Genomic DNA, 17,549 nt, shown 5'->3' with positions numbered 1-17,549 from the left:
CTAAGACATGGGTGACAATCTCGTGCCGAACGGATTGTCGATGGTCTGCAAGGTCCTCTGCTCCAGGTCGATATATCCCAGATCATAATGCATGAAGCTGACGAGCCAAATGCCGTCGTCGACTTCCTTGATTCCGAGCCTCTGACCGGCGAGCACGGTCGAGACGTTGATCTTCTTCCTCATCATGCAGATGCGGCCGCAGGCGGTGACCATGGTGTCCTTGTCATGGAAGGGGTAGGTCAGCTCCGGCAGGCCATCATAGGGCCGTGACGAGGGGCTATAGAGTTCGGCCGGCACCTTCATGGCGATGGCTTCGTGGGGCCGTTCCTCATTGAATTCGCTGATGAAAGCGTCGAACCTGGCCTGCTGCTGGAGGGCATTCATGCCCGGCGGCCGCGTGGTCTCCTGCTTCAAGGTGCGGTGCATGCGCTCGTGGCGGCCGTTCTGCTGCGGATGACCGGGCCTGATGCGCTCGATCGCGATCCCCAGCCGCAGCCACCAGACGGAGAGCCTCGAGAGGTTGTAGAGGCCGTTGGGGGAAGCGAAGGGGACGCCGTTGTCGGAGCGGATGGCATGCGGCAGGCCGCGTTCCTTGAAGAGCCGGACGAAGGCCTCGATGACCGGAGCTTCCTTTGTCGCTTCAAGCGCTTCGGCGAGAAGCAGGTAGCGCGAGGCCTGATCGGTGACCGTCAGGGGGTAACAGTAGCGGCCGTCGCCGAGCTTGAACTCGCCCTTGAAGTCGGCGCACCACAGGTCATTGGGCTGGACAGCCTGCGAGAGCGGCGTGCCCTCGGCCTTGTTCGCCCGGTTCCTCTTGCGGGCCTGGCTCACAAGGCCGTGACGGTCGAGCACCGCGTGCACCGTGCTCTTGGCGGGAATACGCACGTCCCCGGCCAGCTTGCGCACCAGGAGCTCTCTGATCTTGCGGGCGCCCCAATGCGGCTTGTCGCGCTTGGCCTCGACGACCAGCCGCTCGACCGGGTCGGGCAGCTGGTTGGCTAGCGGACCGGCCGGCGCGAGCGGTCGCATAGGGCTTCGAGCCCTTCCTCCCTATAGCGGCCGAAGATCTTGTAGCCGGTCTTGCGGGAAATCCCGAACTCCCGACACACTTCGCTCATGCCTTCGCCATCCAGAAGGCGGGCGACAAAACGTAGACGTTCCTCCATCACCGAACACTCTCTCCACGGCATCAACACCTCCGGCCAAAAGCCAAAAGTGTTACCCATGTGTCCGGTACAAATCGTCACCTATGTCTCGGGTCGCTCGATTTTCTATCAATGATTCCAATTGGCTATCGTCTGAATTACTAACTCGTCTGATTGGTTAGGCAAATTGGGAACCTTGATCGCATCGAAACTGCCTTCAAGTTTCGCCGTTGCTTGCACCGAAAGCAGCTTGCGGCCATTCAAGCCCCGTGCGGCTGCGATTGCGCCGGCGCGCATTGGTTGATCATGGGATTTCCTTTGGGAGTTTGGTCGAAGACGCTAACGGGGCTGTGTTGTTGTGTAAAAAATGCCAGATAGGATTATAGCTGTGACATCCCATTGGAGGAGCAGGTGAAGCCTGTTGCCGTTGATTTAGCTCAGAACAAACTTGCCTTAGCTCAGCAAAGCTGCGCGAGACTACAGCATGCCACTAACTATGAAGAAGCAGAGCTCGCGTGGGGTGAATTCATAGTTGCAGCAGGCACCGTATATTCCAAGCTGGAGCAGGGCGCAAAAGGTGTCGGTAAGAGCGAGGCATGGTTTGGTCGAAAGAAACGCGAGCGAAAAACCGATCCTTTACTCAAGTATCTCCATTTTGCCCGAAATAGCGATCAGCATGGTATAGAACATATCACTCATAGGAACGTCCCCACGATTGATGGTAAGCCGTTAGGTTTTTTGCCGGAGCATTTCGGCAAAGAGATTCCTTTGAGGGTCCAGAAGGTCGATCCGGCTACTAACGAGCCTATTGGGCAGATCGCAGACGCGACGCTTCGCGGCCCCAATATTGTTTTGCGGATCGTCACAAATCAGATGTTTGGCGACTACTGTGACGTTCCGATCGAACACAAGGGCAAAGCCATTACTGATCCGACACCGCAGCACATTGCGGAACTTGGCTTAGAGTATCTGAGTACAATGGTCTCTGAGGCGCGGGGCCTAATTACTGCAAGCACATAGCGAGGTAGACACTGGTGACTAGGTTTCTTGTTGACTGCCAAGCATATGCTCTCTAGCACAATAGATGCCCGCTTCCACTATCTCTAGCGTGATTGTCAAACCAGGAACCTGCCCATCGCTTCTTGTTTCGACTATCTACGTGCTTTTCATGTGCACCCGCCACCACCTGACCGGCAGCGCCACTTCGTTTCCTATCCACAGCCGGATACTGAAGCAGCCCGAGCCTGTCGACAATGGCGGCAGGCCGGGCGGCGTCACCGTTGGCAACGACGTCTGGATCGGCCACGGCGCCATCATGTTGCCAGGGGTGGCGATCGGTGACGGCGCGGTCGTCGGCGCCGGGGCCGTGGTGACGAAGGACGTGCCGCCCTATGCGATCGTCGTCGGCTCTCCGGCCAAGGTGATTCGATACCGATTTTCTGAAGACGTCGTCGCAAAGCTGCTGGCAATCCAGTGGTGGCAGTGGGACGACGAGAAGGTCAAAAGCGAGGCCGGCACACTCACCGGCCGCATCGAGGCTTTCATCGAAAGGCGTTTTGTGGCAGGCACCGCGACGACATAGGGTGCAATAGACAGCAGAAATGATGAAGTCTTGTTTCTTCCTGGCCGCGGATGCGAAATACTTTCCATATGCCTGCCTGGCGGCGCGCCGGATTCTGGATGTTTCGCGACAAGTAACGCCAGGCTTCATCATGCATATCGGGGCGAGCGAGAGCGATATCGCCGTTGCCGGGCGCTTGCTGGATGATCGCATCCGGATCGTCGACGTGACGGCCTTTATGGCCGGCTCCGGCTACCGCTTTCGGCCGGGAAGCGCTGCAACCTTCATCCGGCTCTTCGCCGATCTGTTTCCCGAGTTTGCCGCCTATGACCGCATCGCGCATATCGACTGCGACGTCCTGTTCAATCGCGACATCGCCGGCCTGGTAGACCAGCCGATCCACGCGCCGCTGTTGGCGGCGCATGACGATTACATGTATTTCCGGCCAGGCTATCGGAAAGACATGTCGATGCAGCCGGGAGCGCCTTATTTCAACGCCGGCATCATCGTCTTCAACATGCCGCCGGTGCGCGAGCAGGATCTGTTGAAGCAGGCGCGTAAACTCGCCGTCGACGGGCAGATGAACGACCAGAATGCGCTCAACGTCGTCTTCGAGCGCAAATGGCAGACGATGCACCCGAACTGGAACCTGCAATCGCTTGGCACGAGGGAGTTTCGCTTCTCGCAGGCCTGGGCCAGGCATTTCGCAGGCGGCAAGCCGTGGGGCAATCAGGTCGGGGTTGAGCTCGAAGCGCTCAGCGTCTGGCGCGATCTGGCCAAGGGTACGCCGTGGGGCAAACCGTTTGAGCAGCGCGTACCGTTCGAACGCGGCGTGATGAAGCGCTTCCTCCGCCGGTTCGACGCCGTCGCCGGCCTCTTCGGCAGGGACGTTCACCGTCGCCGCGCCCGCTATGACGGCGACAAGATGCACCGGATCTATGCCAAGCATGCCGATGACGGGGCGATGGCCGTCCAGTTCCCGGAAGTGCTTGGCGGGTTTGGCTGATTGGATGCCAGAGCGGGTTTCACGGAAACGATGCCCCGCTCTGTCTTGTCTTGACGCATTCCGGACGGAAAACCGTTTCACCTTTCCTGGAATTGCTCCGGCGGGCCGGGCAGGCGACAGCCTGTGGATAGTAACTGCCCGTTCACCATGGTGCGGCCTTCGCCTTGAGGGCTGGCGCCCGACTCGCCGAAATGAAGATGCCTGAACCCAACAGGCACCCAAAGCCCCGGCGGCCGGCGTTTTCATGTAACCCGCTAGATGCGTTATGAATGCCCTCTAGAGTATGCGCCGGCCGCCGCTTGGCGCGGGCTTGGTCAAAATTCAAGCCCGCCTCGGCAATGGAAAACCGGGGCGCGCCTGGCATGGCATCCTTTAGTCGGGGCACCATGGGGTGCAAGCCAAACTGGCTCACCGTTTTAGGGAACGATGAACCGTCTAAGTCCTCATTTTCACGCAATTCCGGGCGAAAAAAGCCGTTTCAGCTTCTCCCGCAATTGCCCTAGCCAAGCAGGCCTGCGGCTTTCGCCGCCTTGCGCAATGTCTTGCGCGCCTCGACCGGGCTTCTCAGGCCGTCGAGCGCGTCGCGGCAAACGCGGGTGGCCGACCGCCAGGCACGGTCGCGTGCCCGTCGGGGCCAGCGTTGGTCCAGGCATTCCATGGCTTCGAAGCAGCTTGACACCTTGCGGCTTCCGTTTGGTTGGAAATCGATTACGACCGGTTCGGAAAACCAGACGTCATTCATTACGTCCTCCATTCTTATGGTCGTTTTTTGAGCAAGCAATCGGCGCCGGCTGGCGCCCGATGCGATGCGGGTCCGCTGCGGAACCCCGCGCATTAACCATCGATCGCCGATTAGGTTCCGAAGATTTTTGGGGCTCTTTTGATGATGCAAAAAAGGCCGCCCCAGTGCTCGCAGAGGCGCTAGCGGGCCTGCCATGTCCAGCGGATATCGCAGCGACTGACGTCACGTCGATGGATTTGTTCGGGGCATCAAAGATCGAAGTGTTCAGCTCATTCCACCAGCACATGCGCCTCGCGCGCGGCGCTGACGAAGGCGTCCCTGGCATTGTCGGCCGGGACATCGCCGCTCATCGCCCGGCGACAGCTGCGCACGGCCGCGCCATGCAGCGCGCTGCCGGCGCCGCGCCATTGGCCGGTCAGCAGCTCGACGGCCTGCTGCGCGTTGGAGACATGACGAATCGAGCCTGCTATGCCGACAGCGACCTCGACCGGCTTGGAGAACCATCCCTGGACCATCGCGAAACCCCTGAATGCGTTGGGTCAGAAACGCGCAACTGCCCGGGAGGTTTCATCGCAATATTTCAACAGGATGTGAGCAAAAACCCGTGGCTTCGGCAACATGCCTGCCCCGGCGCTATCGCCCAAGCGGCTTGCGGGATAGTTCGAGCAGTTCCGCCTCGTCGGTGATGCCGGCCATATAGTTCGCGATGATGCGGGAGGCCCGCGCTTCCTTCTGCTCTTCGGTTTCGCCGGCGACGCGGCCGGCCTCAAAAACGCGGCCGAGTCTGGCCGTTTCCTCCGGCGTGAACGTGTTTCGTGCAATCGACGCGATGGACATGGGTTCCTCCTCGAGCCCTTATGTCCCCCTTGTAATCCGGCTAATATTAGCACGGCTTCGGGTTCGAACGTGAGTCCTTGCGAAAGTCGTGACGATGCGCGTTTCGCCAGCACCTTGGCTGACAGGTCTCCATGCCTCTGGCCCGCAACTTCGCCGCTTGCTTGCCGGCCTCGTTATATTCTTGCTGAAACAGCGCGGCACTGATACTCATTAGCGGCGCGGAATTATTCCGAGTCTGCGCCGGCTTACGCTGCGCAACAACGCGGCGCAGCTGTCCGAGGCCAAAATCCCGACGTGGTGGCAACCGGGTTACGGAGGGATTTCGGTCGAACAAAGAAACAGAGCAGGTTCCGATTCCATGTCGGGGCCGGCCCGCCAAACGCTCTGAGAACTCCGATGCCACTGCCCCCTGGCGCTCGGAGGAGCATGAACATGGGGAAACCAATGGTGACGAAGAAACTTACTGCCAACGCAGAAAGCGCTGCGGCCTTTCTTGCGGTGATGGGCAACGAGAAGCGTCTGCTCATCATGAACTATCTGGCCGAGGGTGAACTGTCCGTCGGCACGCTCGCCGACAAGGTTGAGCTCAGCCAGTCAGCGCTTTCGCAACACCTGGCCAAACTGCGCAGGTTTGGCCTGGTCGACACCCGCCGCGACCGTCAGATGGTCTACTACTCCTGCAAGTCGTCCGCGGCGCGCGAACTTCTCGCTCTGCTCGACGGCCTGCTGGACATGGACAAGCCACTTGCCGGGCCGGCGCGGCAGGCTCTCGTCGAGAGAATGCGCCGTCCAGAGGCCGCCTGAAGCGGCCGGCCGCGACACAGGCGAGGCCGGGGGGCCTTCGCCTGCCGCGGCGCCTCGACAGGCGCGAAATTCCAACAGTTGCAAACGGGCCCGCACGGCGGCGCCCGGAGTATCGGCTGGCCGATCGGCCGAAACATGAAAGATCCATAATCTGACTTACGAATTCGTAACTTAGCGGCCACAACTCCGCCAGGAATGCACTGGAGACAGAGGCGCCTGCCAAATGGAGCCGCTCGGAATGGCCGTTATCAGCACCTATACCTCCAGCCAGAAATTGTTGCATTGGGCGCTCTTTGCGCTTGTTATTTTGCTATACGCGCTGACCTATGGCGAAGACTTGTTGCCGCGCGGTGATCCAACAGTGGACGCCATCTGGCGACTGCATATTTCCTTCGGCCTTCTGCTGGCCGCACTCGTCCTTTGGCGGGTTACGCTGCGCGGCATCAGGGGCGCACCGAACTTTCCGCCGGGGATGACCGGTTTGGAACGGGCGGCTGCGAAGGCGGGCCACTTCATCCTCTATGCGCTGCTGATCGCGATTCCCATCCTCGGCATCCTTCTGACCTGGTTCAGGGGCGACGCGCTAAGCTTCTTCGGCCTCTTTACGATCCCGGCCCCGTTCGCCCCGGACCGGGCGACCGCCCGGACCATTCGCGAGCTTCATTCCCTGTGCGCCAATGGCATACTGATCGCGGCTGGCCTACATGCCCTGGCGGCGCTCTATCACCACTTCGTTCGCCGCGACGCGATCTTGGCCAGGATGCTTCCCGGGAATCGCGCCGGCTAAGGCATGTCGCGTGAAGAAGATTCACGCGATATGCCTTAGGTCTTGATTTCTGGCATGTCTTTCGAAACCGCTGCACACTTTCGGGAGACATGCTCTGGTTTGCCCGAACTTGGCGGCTGTGGGACGGGCCGATCGCTATCGTGCCGGTACCGGCCGATATGCCTCATCACGTTTGGTTGATGGACGCGGCACGGACGATGCCGCCGACGCCCGCAAGCCAGGGAAAACGCAACGCTTTGGTCGATGGGCGCTCCGGCCGATGGGACCGAACTTTACGGATTTGTAAATCGCCAGCGTGGCCGCGATTGGCTAAATTCGCTGCCGATCCACCCCCCGGATCACGTGACGGCCGAAACGTCCACTTTGGCCTCGCACGAGGCCCGCCGCTCCCGGCGGGCCTTTTCTTTTCAGGCCGAGCTTACGGCACGGGGCGCCGCGTAATCACGCTGCGTGCCGCCAGCACCAGCACGGTGATGATGATCAGGATCACCGAAAGGGCGGCGATCGCCGGATCGATGTTGTCGCGCAGCCCCATCCACATCAGCCTCGGCAGCGTGATGGCGTTGACCGAGGTGATGAACAGTGTGACGCCGATCTCCTCCCAGGACAGCACGAAGGAGAGGAGCGCCGCGGTGACGATGCCGAACTTGATGTTGGGCATGATGATGCGCGTAGCGCGCTCCCATACGCCGGCGCCGAGCCCGCGCGCGGCAAGGTCGATGCGGCGGTCGAGCTGGCTGAGCGAGACCAGGATCAGCACCGTGGCGAAAGGCACGGTCATTACCGAATGCGCCATGGCAACACCGAGCCAGGTGTCGTAGCCGAAAAAGGACGAGATGCCGGAGATCGAGGTCAGCAGGAAATAGAGCGTCACCGCCGACACCACCGGCGGCACCACCATCGGCAGCAGCACGAAGCCGACGAGCGCGGCGGTGAAGCGCGGCTGGAACATCCACACGCCCAGGCTGAACGACAGCGCCAGCACGGTCGAAAGGGCGCTGCTGACGATGCCGATCCTGATCGACAGCAGGATCGATTGGATCCAGCGCGGATCCTCGATCAGCGAGCGGTAGTGGCGCAGCGACAGTTCACCCGTCGGCATCGCCAGCATCCGGCTCGGCGTCAGCGATACCGGGACGACCGCCAGCAGCGGCAGCAGCAGGAACAGCGCCACCAGGACGGCGAGGATCAGCGAGACTGGGCCGGGACGGTAGGTTGGCATGGCGCTACACCAGCTGCTTCGGCCGCACATAGCGGAACAGCAGCGCCATCAGCGCGCCGACGAACACCACCAGCACGACGCTGATCGCCGCGCCCAGGCCCCAGTCGGGACTCTGGAAGATGCGCAGGTAGATCAGCTCGGCGATCATCACGCTGCGGCCGCCGCCGAGGATCGCCGGTGTGATGAAGAAGCCGAGCGAGAAGACGAAAACGATAAGCGCCGAGCCGATGATGCCGGAGCGCGTCATCGGCACGAACACCGTCCAGAAGGTGCGCATGCGGCTGGAGCCCAGCCCGCGCGCCGCAAGCAGCACGCGCTCGTCCAGGCTGCGCATGGCCGAGGCCAGCGGGAATACCGCGAAGGGTATAAGGAAATGCGACATGCCGACGATGACGCCGAACTCGTTGCGCACCAACGTCAGCGGCTCGGAAATGAAGCCGATCGATTGCAGCCAGGTGTTGATCAGGCCGCGGTTGGAAAGCAGCGCCACCCAGCCGAAGGCGCGCGTCAGCACCGAGATCCAGAACGGCACCAGGATGCAGAATTCGGCGAGAATGCGCTGCACCGGGCTGCCGCGCACCCACACCACGGTGATGGCATAGGCAGCGGTGACCGAGACAACCGTGACGATCGCCGCGATGCGCAGCGTGCGGATGAACACCGACTGCACAAGGTCGTCGGTGAGGAGAGCGTGATACTGGCCGAGGCCGGGCGTGGGGAGGGTAAAACTCCACTTCACCACGCCGAGGAAGGGCCAGGCATAGGCAAGGACAAGGAACAGGAGCAGCGGCGCCATCAACAGCGCCGCGCCCATCCTGTCGGAGAGGGTGTCTCTCATCAGTCTAAGAGTCCTCCGCCCGGTCAGGCGGAGATGATCTTGGTGTATTCGTCCAGCGCGGCGCCGTAGTTCTTGGCGTACCAATCCATGTCGAGCGGGATCTGCTTCTTCATGTTTTCCGGGTCGACCGGATTGACGCGCTTCTTGTCGGCCGGGATCAGCGCGTCGGCGGCCGGATTGGCCGGACCCTGGCCGAGCTTGTCGAACATCACCAGTTCCTTCTGCGGGTCCTGGGTGCTGGCGATGAACTTCATCGCCGCTTCCTTGCCGCCGGGATTGTTCTTGAGCACCGCCAGCGCACCGGGCGAGATCAGGCCCTGGTCCCAGATGAACTTGATCTGGCCGCCGGAGTCCTGCTCGATCAGCGAGGCGCGCGTCGACCAGACGATCGCCATGGAAGCTTCGCCGTTGAGCAGCACACTCTGGCTCTCGGCGCCGCCGCCCCAATAGGAGACGACGTTTTCCTTGAAGGCGGCGATCTTGTCATGCGCGCGCTTGAGGTCGAGCGGATAGAGCGAGGCAGGTGCCACGCCGTCGGCGAGAAGGGCGGCTTCCCAGCTCGACACGCCCCATTTGTAGAGCGAGCGCTTGCCGGGGAATTTTTTCACGTCGAAGAAGTCGGCCATGCCGGTCGGCGCATTGGACCCGAATTTCTGCGAATCGTAGGCGATCACATAGGAAAAGAAGTAGGTGGACGCCGCATATTCCCAGCCGAAACCCGGCCGCATCTTCTTCTTGTCGACGATCGAATAATCGATGGGCTCGAGCATGCCCTGGCCGCCGAGCGTGATGGCAGAGAACGGGTCGACGTCGACCAGGTCCCAGGTCGGCGCGCCGCTCTTGAACTGCGCGGCGATCGCGCCCTCGGTCGGGCCCGAGCCGTCCATCTTCACCGGGATGCCGGTGTCCTTGGTGAAGGGCTGGCCGTAGGCGGCATCGTAAGCGGTAATGGCGTCGCCGCCCCAGTTCACCAGCACCAGCCCTTTGGTCTCGGCGAAAGCGCCGGTCGAACGCAAAAGCATCGGCGTGCCGGCGAGCACGAGGCCCGCAAGCTGTGCGAACTGGCGGCGCGAAATCTCGCCGCGCTTGGTCCGCTCGGCGAGGGATTCGATGGTCTGTTTCTTCGTATCGTTCATGTCAGTTCCCCTTGTTGTCGTTGATTTGAACCGGAGGCCGATGCGGCCAATTCAGGCCGCGGCGGCGGTGCTTACTGTCCTCCGTCCGGAAGGAGGAAACCCTTTTCCGCCGGCCAGGTCAGCCAGACGGAATTGCCCTTGCTGAGTGCCGCGGCCGCGACCTCGTTCGGCACCGAGACGGTGACCTTGGCACCCTGGCGCGTGGTGAGGTCGAGCTTGGTCGCGGCGCCCAGATAGGTCGAGCCGACCGCAGTCGCGGCAATGCCGTTCTCGCCGGCCGCCGCCTCGCGCGCGATCGACATGTGCTCCGGCCGGATTGCCAGGATGGCGTTGCCGTTCACGGCGTCCGCATTGCCGCGCAGTGTGATGGCGCGATCCTCGCAGAGCGCGGTGGCGCCGTCGTCGGCGGACTTGACGCCCTTCAGCGGCAGCATGTTGATCTCGCCCAGGAACTCGGCGACGAAGCGGTTGGCAGGCCGGTCATAGACCTCGTCCGGCCTGCCGACTTGCAGAAGCTTGCCGTGGTTGAAGATGGCGACGCGCGACGACAGCGCCAGCGCCTCGCTCTGGTCGTGGGTGACGAAGACGAAGGTGGTCCCTGTCTCCTGATGCAGCCGCTTCATCTCGGCCTGCATCTGGCCGCGCAGGCTCTTGTCGAGCGCCGAGAACGGCTCGTCGAGCAACAGCACGCCCGGTTCGAACACCAGCGCGCGCGCCAACGCTACGCGCTGCTGCTGTCCGCCGGAAAGCTGCGCCGGCAGTTTTTTCTCATGGCCCTTGAGCCCGACGCGCTCGATCATCTCGGCAACGCCGCGCTTGATCTCGGCCGTTGATTTCTTACGCACCTTGAGCGGGAAGGCGATGTTTTGCTCTACACTCATATGCGGGAACAGCGCATAGCCCTGGAACACCATGCCGGCGGCGCGCTGCTCGGCGGGACGGTTGGTGATGTCGGCGCCGTCGCTGAACAGCCGGCCTTCGCTCGGCTGCACGAAGCCGGCGAGGATCATCAGGAAGGTGGTCTTGCCCGAACCGGAAGGGCCGAGCAGCGTCAGGAACTCGCCGCGGCCGATATCGAGCGTCAGATTGTCCAGCGCCCGGAACGAGCCGAAGCTCTTGCCGATCCCGTTCGCCTTGATCTCTGCCGCCCGGCCGGGTTGCTGCATCCTGCCTTTGTCCTCACCGTCACGCCAAATCGTAGGCACCGCTGCGGCTCACCGCAACCGAATAGTTTTCGTCTGATCGGCAAATTTGATTCACGTGTGGTGCCAAATCTCCCCCCTTGAGGGGGAGATGTCGCCGAAGGCGACAGAGGGGGGCGCCTCGCGTGGAGCGCCAACATCCATCTGCAGCAGGAGGCTGAGACCAGTCGGACCGACCCCCTCTGGCCGCTTCGCGGCCATCTCCCCCTCAAGTGGGGAGATTAGCCCCGCATCAATACGTCGCCAGCCTATTCTCCGACAGCTTCGCCCTCAGCCAGTCGCTGAAGGCATTGAGCACCGGGTGGTTAGCCTTGGCATGCTCGAAGACCAGGAAATAGGCGCGCGGCGAGGGCACGGTTGCTTCGAACGGCTTGACCAGCCGGCCCTCGCTCAGCGCCCGTCGTCCAGTCAGTTCGTCGCCGAGCGCAATTCCCTGGCCGGCTATCGCCGCCGAAAAGACGAGGTTCATGTCGGAAAAGAAGATGCCGCCTTCGGTGTCGGGATTTTCCACCTTGGACAACGCCAGCCAGCGCGCCCAGTCCTCGGTGTCGCTGAGATGCAGCAGATTGGCGCGCAGCACGTCGGCTGGTTTGGAAAATCCACCCACCTTGTTGAGCAGCGTCGGGCTGCAGAGCGGCGTGAAGGAGACTTCGCACAGCAGTTCCACCGCCCGGTTCGGCCAATTGCCGACGCCGAAGGCGATGAAGGCGTCGGCCTCCGGATTGCTGACATCGTCGAGCCGCCGCGGCGTCAGCACGGAGAGCGCCACGTCCGGATACATCTGCTGGAACTCGCCGATATGGGTGCACAGGAACATCGAGGCGAAGCCCGGCGGACAGGAGATGGCGAAGGAGCCGCCGACGCCGGCGCCGCCGCCCTGCGTCACCGCATCGCCCAGCACGGTCAGCGCTTTCCTGACGTCGGCCGCGTAGCGCTGGCCACGCGGCGTCAGCGCCACGCCCTTGCCGATGCGCTGCAGGAGATCGAAGCCGAGGTCGCGCTCGAGCAGCCTCAGCTGATGCGAGACGGCGCTGCGGGTGAGATGAAGCTCGTCGGCGGCGCGCCAGACGCTGCCGTGACGGGCGAAACTGTCGAGAGCGCGCAGCGCCTGCGTGGAAGGTATTCGCAAGAGGCCTCAGGTGAACCGAATTTGCACGAACCGGGAAAACATATCACTTTTTGATGAGCCGCTTCACTGCTTTCTTTAAGCCATGGAAAAACCGGTGACGACTTCGGCGCAGGAAACCGCGCTCGCCTGCATCGACAGCATCCAGCCGCTGCTCTCGGCATGGACACGCACCATCTTCGACTTTGGCGAAACCGCCTGGCGCGAGTACCAGTCGGCGGCGTGGTATGTCGACAGGCTGAAGCGCGAGGGATTTTCGGTCGAGGAAGGCTCGGGCGGCATGCCGACGGCCTTCTGTGCTCACTGGACCAATGGCGACGGCCCGACCATCGGCATGTATGCCGAGTACGATGCCGTGCCGGGCAACTGCCAGGATGCGGCGACGCTGAAGCGGCCGCGCGCCGGTTTCGGAGTCGAGGCCGGCGGCCACACCGATCCGCATTCGGGCCTTGGCATCGGCAGCCTCGGCGGACTTTTGGCCACCAAGGCGGCGATGCTGGAGCACGGCATCAAGGGCACATTGCGCTTCACCGGCGAGCCGGCCGAGAAGGTGAGGGGCTCGAAGCCGATCCACGCCGCCAAGGGCTATTATGACGGCCTTGCCGGCATGATCTCCTTCCATCCCTTCTACATGCTGCCGCTCTGCAACACGGTGCGCTGGGACACCCATTGCGGCGCGGCCTATGCGATGATCTACCGCTTTGTGTGCGACGAACCGGAAAATTGGGTTCGCGCAAGCGATGGCGCGCCGATCCCGCAGGCGCATTCGGCGGTCAGGGCGCCGGGCGCCAACGACGCGCTGATGATGATGTATATGGCCTCCAAGGCGCTGCGCGACTCCATGCTGACGCATCAGGGCGGCTGGTCGATCAGCGAGGCGATCCTGACCGCGGGCCAAGCGACAGCCGACAACCTGCCGGCCGGCTTGTCCGAAATCCAGTACATGATCCGCGTGCCGACCATCGCCATGGCCGAGCAGGTCACCGCCGTGCTCGACCGCAACGCGGAAGCGGCGGCGAAGATGAGCGGCTGCCGTTACGAGCGCCACTGGGTGTCGAAGTCGCGGCCGGGCCTCGCCAACCATGCCATGGCCGACATCACCTATCAGGCACTTTCCACTGTCGGTGCGCCACAATGGGGTGAGGAGGCGAGGGCGATCGCCCGCGAGGTCCAGGTCAATGCCGGCGGCGAGGCGACCGAGAACCCGTTCATCGACGAGTTGGAGCGGCTGATCGCGCCGCAGGAGGCCGAGGCGATCCTGCGCCGCGACCTGCCGCCGTCGCAGATGAACTCCACATCCGACGACTACACCGACATGAGCTGGCACGCGCCGACGTCGCGCTTCTACGTTGCCCGCCCGGCGCTGCGCTCCGCCAACGGCCACGCCTATCCTTCCTGGGCGATGAACGCGCTCGGCGGCATCCCCGCCACCATCGACCCGATGGTGACCTGCGCTTCTAAGACGGTGGCGCTCACCGCGCTGCGCCTGCTCGAGGACAAGGCCGCGCGCGACGCGGCGATGGACGAGTTTGTCGCCCGCACCGGCGGCAGCATCGGCGGCTCGACCTGGATTGCGCCGCTTTGCGACTACAATCCGCCGATCAATTTTCGCTGGCCGGAATATGTCAGCACGCCCCGCGGCCGCGACTGGTGGATACCGTCTGCCGGCACCCCATGACTGACCAACAAAGAGGAGAACCCCATGACCGCCCATGACCGCATTGTCGCCGAACCGTTCTCGCTGCAGCGCCGCAATCCCGCCGGCGGCACCAGGCCGCTGACCGCCTGGGGCTTCGCCAATGAGACCGACAGGCTGACCGACGTGCTTCTCGGCTCGCCCAATTTCCTGCGCCACCTGTCGACCAGCTCGCTGTCCAGAAAGCATCTGCGCGAAGCGCCCTGCAACATCCAGATCGCGCAGGCGCAGCATAAGGACCTCGTCGCGGCCTACGAGCATTTCGGCGTCAACATCCACTGGCACGAGCCGACGCCGGAACTGCCGATGCAGGTCTATTCGCGTGACTCCAGCGTCATGACGCCTTACGGCGCCATCATCACCGCCATGGCCAATTGGTGGCGGCGCGGCGAGAATTATGCCGCCATCCGCACCTATGAAAAGCTCGGCATTCCGATCTACGACATGGTCACTGCCGGCACTTTCGAGGGCGGCGACTTCAACGTCATCGAGGAGGGCGTGGTGTTGATCGGCTGCGGCGGCGCCCGCACGCAGGAGGAAGGCGCCCGCCAGGTGCAGGCCTGGTTCGACAAGGAAGGCTGGGAAACGCGCATCGCCTTCATCGACGAATATTACGTCCATATCGATCTGATGGTGGTGCCGATCGCCGAAAAGCTCACCGCGGTCTGCCTCGCCTGCACCGAGCCCGGCATCGTCGACTGGCTGAAAGGCAAGGGCCATGAGATCATCGACGTGCCCTTCCAGGACACGATGGCGCTCGGCTGCAATTTCATGTCGCTCGGCAAGGACAGGGTGATCGCGCCGACCTCGAGCCGATCGCTGATTGGCCAGCTCAAGGCGCGCGGCTTCGAGGTCGCCGCTGTCGACATGAGCGAGATCTCCAAGACCGGCGGCGGCATCCACTGCATGGCCCAGGCGCTGAGGCGCGAGGCGGCATAGGGCGCGGCAGCTCGGCGCCAGGTATGTCCGAGGGGGTGCGACGCGCGCCAACCCCAGGGCAGTCACTCTCGCAAGCCTGGGCTCAGCGCCTCCGCCGCATCGCCCCGGCCGGCTCGTCGGCCGGCGGCTCGCCGGGCAACCCCAGCCGCTGACGTTCCGCCTCGGCGAAGCTCTCGGCTTCCATGTGAACGTCAAACAACTGCTGCGTCAGCTTGCCGCCATCGACGATGCGCACGATCCACTGTCCGTTGATTGGTTTTACCCGGACACTATCTGGTTCGCTCGTCACCATGTACAGCTCCAGTCCTTCGGTCAAAGAATTGGATCTTAGGATAGTAATATGATTTAGCGCACGGTGAGTTGCGGTAAAGACCTGGCCGTGGGCGTTTAGTACGAGACCCATAGCTAGGCATTCGGTATATTTTCGGGTTCAGAAGAAGAAAATCTACAGCATAGCGCGCGGCCCGGCCTGCTTCATACGAGAGGCCACGTCTCGCAGAAGTTTGACTTCGATATCGCGAAGGATAACAGGCCGCGGTCTACAGGCGCCACACCGGCGGCCCGGCAGCCTGGGGGGGTGTAATTGGGTTCGGCGGCCGGGCCTGACCGGAGTTTGCGAGCCTGCCGGCTGCAGCAAACATGCGCTTGCGCTAATGCGAGGGCAAGGACGACCTAGGCCCTAGGACCAAAGCAGGGGGCAAAGGGCTCTGTTCCTAATCCTGTTTCGGCTGGCCCGCGTCGAACTTGCGGCGGGCGTTTTCCAGGTGCTCGCGCATCGCCCCCGGCCACTTCCCGGTTCGCGCCGCTCGATCGTCTCGAACACGGCCTGGTGGCCGGTGAAGGTCGGTGTTGGCCAGCTAAAACCCGAAGAACTGCTTGCCGATAAGATAGCCGAGCGCCGCGACCACCAGCGGAAACAGCGCCGGCGTAACCTTGCTTATCAGCGAGGGCGATAATTCCCTCGCTGGCGAATGGGGTTTGGCGTTGCCGAGGTTCTTGGTCATGGATTCCCCCTCGATTGAACCGTTATATTAGGAATCGCTGATTAATTTTCCGACAATGCGGGCGGCGCAATTCGAAGGATAATTGCGTGCGCTATTCCGCCTGTTGTGTCCGCTCGGCCAGCGCGAAGGCCTGCAGATTTCGCGATTTGCCGAGATCCTGGTCGGCATTGGCGATGATGGCGTGGAAGGCCGCGCGGGCGATGTCCTTCTTCGAGGCCCTCGGATGCACCTTGCGGACGGCCTTGACCAGTTCCTTCGGTGTCATGTCCGGGGAGACGAGGCGCATCAGCGTATCGCCTATGGCCTGCAGTTCGCTGGCATCCATAACGATCAACCCTGCTTTGTCCGTTAAATCCTAGCATATGCCTCGCCAGCGAGTCATTTTTGTGATGCGCGCTGTCGATCACGATCGCTTTGGCGGCGCCACGCAGGATGTGGCGTCTAGAAAATCCTCGTCGCGATGGCATCCAGCCTGGAATTCTCGCGATAGCCGAGCCGCACCGCCGCGGCTGCCGCGAAGCCGGTGAGCGCTCCGCCGGCGACATCGCCGGCATAGTGGATGCCTGTATGGAGCCTGGACCAGCAGATCAGCAAAGCCATGGCGAACAACGCCAACGTGCGGCGCGGCAGGGCCTGCATGGCAAAGGCGGCGGCGACCGCCATGCTGGCCGTCGCGTGGTCCGACGGAAACGACCAGTCGGCGCTGGGCGCGATCAACAGGTGCGTGACGCCGGCATCATAGGGCCTGATCCGGTGGACGACGAGCAGGAGAACCTGATTGATTGCCAACCCAAGCAGGAAGGAGAGCCCGGCCGACAGGCAGGCATGGCGCACATGGTGGCGGTCGGTTCTGGACCACCATTGCAGCGCGACTGCCAGCACCATCAATGGAACGCCGGTTTGTGAGATCGCGATCATTGCCCTATCAAGAAGCGGACTGGCACCGGCCGCTGTATTGATCCAATGGGTTAGAGCTGCGTCCATCCGGCCTGATTTCCTTGGTTTATCATGAGGTTGATTTTGAATCCCGCTGACGAGCGCCGCATCCACCAGCTTTTCGAGATCAGCGTCTGGCTGAAGGGCGCGCATGCGCTGATCGAATGCCTCGGCGGCCTCCTGCTCTATGTCGCCACCACCGACGCCATTGCCTCCTTCGTCAACACCCTCACCCAGGAGGAGTTGATCGAAGACCCAAATGATTTGATAGCTGGCTATCTGTCGCAGGCGGCGAGCCAATTCTCGGTGGCAAGCAAGGAGTTCTATGCCTTCTACCTGCTCAGCCACGGCCTGATTAAGCTGCTTCTGGTCATCGGCCTGCTGCGCGGCAAGCTGTGGTCTTATCCGGCCTCGCTTGCCGCGCTCGGCGCCTTCATGATCTACCAGGTCTACCGCTACTCCTACACGCACTCCATCGGCCTGCTGGTCCTCACCGTCTTCGATGCCGTCGTCATGGTGCTGATCTGGCATGAGTGGCGCGTCGTGCGCCGCCACGTGAAGGCCTGAC

The 17,549-nt window shown here is 62.5% G+C and carries 21 protein-coding genes and 1 pseudogene; 8 read left to right on the top strand and 14 right to left on the bottom strand.

What is annotated here, in order from left to right; genetic code table 11:
* Positions 1–1,190, bottom strand: a pseudogene (locus FJ974_RS22385) (IS481 family transposase).
* Positions 1,191–1,274: 84 nt separating this feature from the next.
* On the bottom strand, positions 1,275–1,442 hold the full coding sequence (locus FJ974_RS22380; protein ID WP_181177287.1) for a hypothetical protein: 168 nt from the start codon (positions 1,440–1,442) through the stop codon (positions 1,275–1,277).
* A gap of 114 nt (positions 1,443–1,556) precedes the next feature.
* On the opposite strand from FJ974_RS22380, the gene FJ974_RS22375 reads away from it, so the two are divergent.
* The 3 genes from FJ974_RS22375 (at position 1,557) to FJ974_RS22365 (ending at position 3,712) form a co-directional block, all read left to right on the top strand.
* Positions 1,557–2,165 (top strand): hypothetical protein, encoded by a 609-nt coding sequence (locus FJ974_RS22375; protein ID WP_140538246.1) that lies wholly within the window; start codon positions 1,557–1,559, stop codon positions 2,163–2,165.
* A gap of 64 nt (positions 2,166–2,229) precedes the next feature.
* Positions 2,230–2,727, top strand: a complete 498-nt coding sequence (locus FJ974_RS30305) for a DapH/DapD/GlmU-related protein (protein WP_140538245.1) — start codon at positions 2,230–2,232, stop codon at positions 2,725–2,727.
* 19 nt (positions 2,728–2,746) lie between these two features.
* Positions 2,747–3,712 carry a glycosyltransferase family 8 protein gene (locus tag FJ974_RS22365; RefSeq protein ID WP_140538244.1) on the top strand — a complete coding sequence of 322 codons (966 nt, stop codon included), beginning with the start codon at positions 2,747–2,749 and terminating at the stop codon, positions 3,710–3,712.
* Between the two features lie 499 nt (positions 3,713–4,211).
* Here the strand turns inward: FJ974_RS22365 and FJ974_RS22360 are convergent, their stop codons facing one another.
* The 3 genes from FJ974_RS22360 to FJ974_RS22350 form a co-directional block, all read right to left on the bottom strand.
* Positions 4,212–4,454, bottom strand: a complete 243-nt coding sequence (locus tag FJ974_RS22360) for a DUF982 domain-containing protein (protein WP_140538243.1) — start codon at positions 4,452–4,454, stop codon at positions 4,212–4,214.
* Positions 4,455–4,723: 269 nt separating this feature from the next.
* The gene (locus FJ974_RS22355) at positions 4,724–4,969 is read right to left on the bottom strand and encodes a DUF982 domain-containing protein (RefSeq protein WP_140538242.1); all 246 of its coding nucleotides are present in this window, start codon (positions 4,967–4,969) and stop codon (positions 4,724–4,726) included.
* Positions 4,970–5,087: 118 nt separating this feature from the next.
* On the bottom strand, positions 5,088–5,291 hold the full coding sequence (locus FJ974_RS22350) for a hypothetical protein (RefSeq protein ID WP_181177286.1): 204 nt from the start codon (positions 5,289–5,291) through the stop codon (positions 5,088–5,090).
* Positions 5,292–5,735: 444 nt separating this feature from the next.
* On the opposite strand from FJ974_RS22350, the gene FJ974_RS22345 reads away from it, so the two are divergent.
* Entirely contained in the window at positions 5,736–6,095 is a 360-nt protein-coding gene (locus tag FJ974_RS22345) for an ArsR/SmtB family transcription factor (RefSeq protein ID WP_140538241.1), read from the top strand.
* A 238-nt stretch (positions 6,096–6,333) separates the two neighbouring features.
* Positions 6,334–6,882, top strand: coding sequence for a cytochrome b (locus FJ974_RS22340; RefSeq protein ID WP_140538240.1), 549 nt, complete (start codon positions 6,334–6,336; stop codon positions 6,880–6,882).
* A 418-nt stretch (positions 6,883–7,300) separates the two neighbouring features.
* Here the strand turns inward: FJ974_RS22340 and FJ974_RS22335 are convergent, their stop codons facing one another.
* From FJ974_RS22335 to FJ974_RS22315, 5 genes are all read right to left on the bottom strand, one after another.
* On the bottom strand, positions 7,301–8,104 hold the full coding sequence (locus tag FJ974_RS22335; protein ID WP_140538239.1) for an ABC transporter permease: 804 nt from the start codon (positions 8,102–8,104) through the stop codon (positions 7,301–7,303).
* Between the two features lie 4 nt (positions 8,105–8,108).
* Entirely contained in the window at positions 8,109–8,942 is an 834-nt protein-coding gene (locus FJ974_RS22330; protein WP_140538238.1) for an ABC transporter permease, read from the bottom strand.
* Positions 8,943–8,965: 23 nt separating this feature from the next.
* Positions 8,966–10,078, bottom strand: coding sequence for an ABC transporter substrate-binding protein (locus FJ974_RS22325; protein WP_140538237.1), 1,113 nt, complete (start codon positions 10,076–10,078; stop codon positions 8,966–8,968).
* A 71-nt stretch (positions 10,079–10,149) separates the two neighbouring features.
* The gene (locus tag FJ974_RS22320; protein ID WP_140538236.1) at positions 10,150–11,244 is read right to left on the bottom strand and encodes an ABC transporter ATP-binding protein; all 1,095 of its coding nucleotides are present in this window, start codon (positions 11,242–11,244) and stop codon (positions 10,150–10,152) included.
* 268 nt (positions 11,245–11,512) lie between these two features.
* Complete coding sequence (locus tag FJ974_RS22315; protein WP_140538235.1) at positions 11,513–12,409, bottom strand: LysR substrate-binding domain-containing protein; 897 nt, start codon at positions 12,407–12,409, stop codon at positions 11,513–11,515.
* An 82-nt stretch (positions 12,410–12,491) separates the two neighbouring features.
* Here FJ974_RS22315 and FJ974_RS22310 point away from each other — a divergent pair, with 82 nt between their 5' ends.
* Positions 12,492–14,084, top strand: coding sequence for an amidohydrolase (locus FJ974_RS22310; protein WP_181177285.1), 1,593 nt, complete (start codon positions 12,492–12,494; stop codon positions 14,082–14,084).
* 24 nt (positions 14,085–14,108) lie between these two features.
* Positions 14,109–15,041, top strand: coding sequence for a dimethylarginine dimethylaminohydrolase family protein (locus tag FJ974_RS22305; protein ID WP_140538232.1), 933 nt, complete (start codon positions 14,109–14,111; stop codon positions 15,039–15,041).
* 82 nt (positions 15,042–15,123) lie between these two features.
* On the opposite strand, the gene FJ974_RS22300 is transcribed toward FJ974_RS22305, so the two are convergent.
* The 4 genes from FJ974_RS22300 to FJ974_RS22285 all read right to left on the bottom strand — a co-directional run bounded on the left by FJ974_RS22300 (position 15,124) and on the right by FJ974_RS22285 (position 16,963).
* On the bottom strand, positions 15,124–15,357 hold the full coding sequence (locus FJ974_RS22300; RefSeq protein WP_226891348.1) for a hypothetical protein: 234 nt from the start codon (positions 15,355–15,357) through the stop codon (positions 15,124–15,126).
* A 541-nt stretch (positions 15,358–15,898) separates the two neighbouring features.
* Entirely contained in the window at positions 15,899–16,045 is a 147-nt protein-coding gene (locus FJ974_RS22295; RefSeq protein WP_181177284.1) for a hypothetical protein, read from the bottom strand.
* 91 nt (positions 16,046–16,136) lie between these two features.
* Entirely contained in the window at positions 16,137–16,370 is a 234-nt protein-coding gene (locus tag FJ974_RS22290; RefSeq protein WP_140538230.1) for a hypothetical protein, read from the bottom strand.
* A 116-nt stretch (positions 16,371–16,486) separates the two neighbouring features.
* Positions 16,487–16,963 (bottom strand): phosphatase PAP2 family protein, encoded by a 477-nt coding sequence (locus FJ974_RS22285; RefSeq protein WP_319023041.1) that lies wholly within the window; start codon positions 16,961–16,963, stop codon positions 16,487–16,489.
* Between the two features lie 102 nt (positions 16,964–17,065).
* On the opposite strand from FJ974_RS22285, the gene FJ974_RS22280 reads away from it, so the two are divergent.
* Positions 17,066–17,548: a DUF2127 domain-containing protein gene (locus FJ974_RS22280; protein ID WP_140538227.1), complete on the top strand. Its 483-nt coding sequence runs from the start codon at positions 17,066–17,068 to the stop codon at positions 17,546–17,548.
* Position 17,549: the final 1 nt, after the last annotated feature.

Source organism: Mesorhizobium sp. B1-1-8 (genome assembly GCF_006442795.2).
GTDB lineage: Bacteria > Pseudomonadota > Alphaproteobacteria > Rhizobiales > Rhizobiaceae > Mesorhizobium.
This window is presented reverse-complemented; position numbering and strand designations above follow the sequence as displayed.